The 3,156-nt window shown below is 66.8% G+C and carries 6 protein-coding genes; all 6 read left to right on the plus strand.

Translation table 11 applies throughout. The annotated features are described in order from the left end of the window. Positions 1 to 188: 188 nt before the first annotated feature. Positions 189 to 548, plus strand: coding sequence for a DUF1569 domain-containing protein (locus PHQ87_RS15275; protein ID WP_300236249.1), 360 nt, complete (start codon positions 189 to 191; stop codon positions 546 to 548). Further along, a complete protein-coding gene (locus tag PHQ87_RS15280; RefSeq protein WP_300236238.1) occupies positions 527 to 1,183 on the plus strand; it encodes a lysoplasmalogenase in 657 nt (218 codons plus the stop codon). The genes PHQ87_RS15275 and PHQ87_RS15280 overlap by 22 nt, the downstream gene beginning before the upstream one ends. Further along, positions 1,180 to 1,515 (plus strand): cupin domain-containing protein, encoded by a 336-nt coding sequence (locus tag PHQ87_RS15285; protein ID WP_300236241.1) that lies wholly within the window; start codon positions 1,180 to 1,182, stop codon positions 1,513 to 1,515. Before PHQ87_RS15280 ends, PHQ87_RS15285 begins: the two co-directional genes overlap by 4 nt. Before the next feature lie 126 nt (positions 1,516 to 1,641). Then, entirely contained in the window at positions 1,642 to 2,100 is a 459-nt protein-coding gene (locus PHQ87_RS15290; protein ID WP_300236244.1) for a DUF1810 domain-containing protein, read from the plus strand. Then, entirely contained in the window at positions 2,100 to 2,672 is a 573-nt protein-coding gene (locus PHQ87_RS15295) for a dihydrofolate reductase family protein (protein WP_300236252.1), read from the plus strand. The genes PHQ87_RS15290 and PHQ87_RS15295 overlap by 1 nt, the downstream gene beginning before the upstream one ends. A 128-nt stretch (positions 2,673 to 2,800) precedes the next feature. Next, a partial coding sequence (locus PHQ87_RS15300; protein WP_300236247.1) for an OsmC family protein occupies positions 2,801 to 3,156 on the plus strand: 356 nt, incomplete at its 3' end.

The following is a 3,156-nucleotide window of genomic DNA, read 5'->3' on the forward strand; positions in this document are numbered from 1 at the left end:
GGACAAAGTGGCTGATTGCAAGCCATCATTCCTCTGCCATGCCAGAGAAGAAGCGATAGCAGCAACGCAGCCCTTCAACACGCCTGTTTGTCCATCGCATGCACAACAACTTCGACCCTCGCCGACGCTCTGCCCTGGTCGCTGCCGTGGGTATACCCGCATTCGCCGCCGTGTCGCAGTCGGGCTGCATGGCAAGCCCATCCGGGGGTCGGCGTCTGTCGTTGCTGACCCTGGACGCCGCAGAAAAGGAGATTGCGTTTCTCGCACAGTCCGGGGCGCCGCGTTCAAATGCTGTCTGGAGCTGGGCTCAAACCCTGGAGCACTGCGCCCAGAGCATCGAGTATTCGATGTCCGGTTACCCGCAATCGAGGTCTTCGCTGTTCCAGAGAACCGTTGGCTCGGCTGCACTGGATTTCTTTGCATGGCGCGGGAGAATGACGCACGACCTGTCGGAGCCGATCCCCGGTGCGCCTTCCCTCACGGCGCCGAGGCGGGCATTGACCAGCACAAGCCATTCATCACTCCCATGCTCACTCCCGTTGCACTGACCATCGCCTGCTTTGCCGCCGTGGCCGCGTTGCTGGTGGCCGACTGGCGCGGTCTGGCCGCCGGTCGAGCCATTGCCAAGCTCGCCGCGAGCACCTGCTTTGTGCTGGTCGCGGTCACGCTGGGAGCGCTGGAGTTCACCTACGGCCAGTGGATCGTCGGCGCGCTGGTGCTGGGCTGGCTGGGCGATGCCCTTCTGCTGTCCCGGGCCCCCAAGGCCTTCATGGTCGGGCTGGCGGCATTTCTTCTTTCGCATGTGCTGTATGCCGTGGCGTTTGCGTCCGGCTCGCTGTCGATGCCAGCCATGGCCGTGGCCGCCTTGCTGGCGCTGGTCTTTGGTGTTGGCGTGCTGCGATGGCTGTTGCCGCACACGCCCGACAATTTCAAGGTGCCCGTGATCGCCTACGTGGTGGTGATCCTGGGCATGTGCGTGGCGGCGACGGGGCATGCCCACGCATCCGGGCGCTGGGCAGTGCTGGCAGGCGCCTTGCTCTTCACGGCGTCCGATATTTCTGTGGCCAGAGACCGTTTTGTCGAGCAGTCCTGGGTCAACCGCCTTTGGGGTTGGCCCACATACTTTGCGGCGCAACTCGTTCTGGCATGGACCGTTGTCAACCCGACCGGAGGCACCCCATGAGTGCAAGCAACACCGCACCCGAAGTGCGCAACCTCAAGCAAATGCTTCAGTACCAGGAGAAGTCCGTCGTCAGCCGGATGCTGGTCAAGAATGCCGCCGGCAACGTGACGCTCTTCGCCTTCGAGGGCGGCGAGGGGCTGAGCGAACACACCGCGCCCTACGATGCCCTGATCATCGGCGTGGAAGGGCGCGCGGAGGTGACCGTCGGCGGCGTGACGCACACCGTGGGCGAGGCGGACAGCCTGCTCATGCCGGCCCATGTGCCGCACGCTGTCCACCCCGCGGGGAACTTCAAGATGCTGCTGGTCATGATCCGCGGCGATGCCGCGTAGCCAGTGTTTCGGCCGCCGCCGGCCACCTCTTCGGACGCCGGCTTCGTATGCCGGTCATTGCCAGGACCCGGGCGGCCACCACGGCGGCGTGAGCGGTGGCAGCATGGAAAGGGCAGGGTAGGTACCGTGACGTCGAACGATCCCTTCGATCTGGAGCGCTTCGTGCAGGCGCAGGCGGCCAACTATGCCGAGGCGCTCGCGGAGCTGCGTGCCGGCCGCAAGCGCACGCACTGGAGCTGGTACGTGTTGCCGCAACTGCGCGGTCTGGGGACGAGCCCGATGGCGGTGCGCTACGCGATGTCGGGGCTGGACGAGGCGCGGGCATATCTGGCGCATCCGGTGCTCGGGTCGCGTCTGGCCGAGTGCGTGACGGCGATGCAGGCCCACGCCGGTACCGCGCCCGAGGCCATCCTGGGTGGCATCGACGCGCGCAAGTTCCACTCGTGCATCACGCTGTTCGCGCGGGTGTCGGCACCGGGCTCGGTGTTCCACCGGGCGCTGGACACGCATTTCGCGGGCAGGCAAGATGCGGCCACCCTGGCGCTGCTGGCCGGGGCGGGCAGCGGACAGGCTAGGGGCACATGATGAAAACGCAGTACTACGCCGCCACCAGCCTCGACGGCTTCATCGCCACCGAGGATGATTCGCTGGACTGGCTGTTTCCACTCGGTGAACTGGGCAGCTCCAGCTACCCGGCGTTCATCGCCGAGGTGGGGGCGCTGGCCATGGGCGCGACCACCTATGAGTGGATGCTGCGCCACGCCGACGAGGTGGTGGCCGAGGCCGGCTCGCCCTGGCCGTACACGCAGCCGACGTGGGTGTTGACTCACCGTGATTTGCCGCGTATCCCGACGACGGACAGCGAGATCCACTTCGTGCAGGGCGACGTGCGCCAGGTGCACGCGCGGATGCGTGAGGCCGCCGGCGGGAAGAACCTCTGGATCGTGGGCGGTGGAGACCTGGTGGGTCAGTTCTACGACGCGGGCCTGCTGGACGAGTTGATCCTGCAGGTGGGTTCGGTGACGCTGGGGCGCGGCAAGCCGGTGTTTCCGCGCCGCGTGCTGCACCCGGTGCTGAGCCTGACCGAGGTGCACCAGATGGGTCCGACCATGGTCGAGCTGCGTTACGCGGTGCGCAAGCCCGGGACCGGCAGATAGCCGGCTTTGCCATTTTGTGAGGTGCGTATCAAAATGGCGCGACCCAGCCACCGCCCTGATACACCGTGATCCCCGGCACCCGGTGCCCGGGTGCGCCTGCCGCAGGGCCCTACGCAAGGAGCATGCAGATGGGCGTTGATCAGATCCGGCAGTCGGTGGAACGCCTGGCGAGCCACTTCGTCGTCAACCCGCAGGACGCGCTCACGCACGACAAGGCGGCGGTGGCCACCGTGGTGTCGGGCCTGCGCTGCAAGGCAGTTGGGCCCAAGGGTGAAACCCTGGTCACGGACATGCCGGCGGGTATCGGTGGCGGCAACAGCGCGCCCACGCCGGGCTGGTTCCTGCGCGCGGCGCTGGCCAATTGCGACGCGACGATGATCGCCCTGCGGGCGGCGCAGTTGGGCATCGAGCTGAGCTCGTTGGAAGTGACCGTGGACAGCGAATCGGACACGCGCGGCATGCTCGACGGCGCCGGCGACGTTCC

It is taken from the genome of Hydrogenophaga sp. (assembly GCF_028698005.1).
GTDB lineage: Bacteria > Pseudomonadota > Gammaproteobacteria > Burkholderiales > Burkholderiaceae_C > Hydrogenophaga.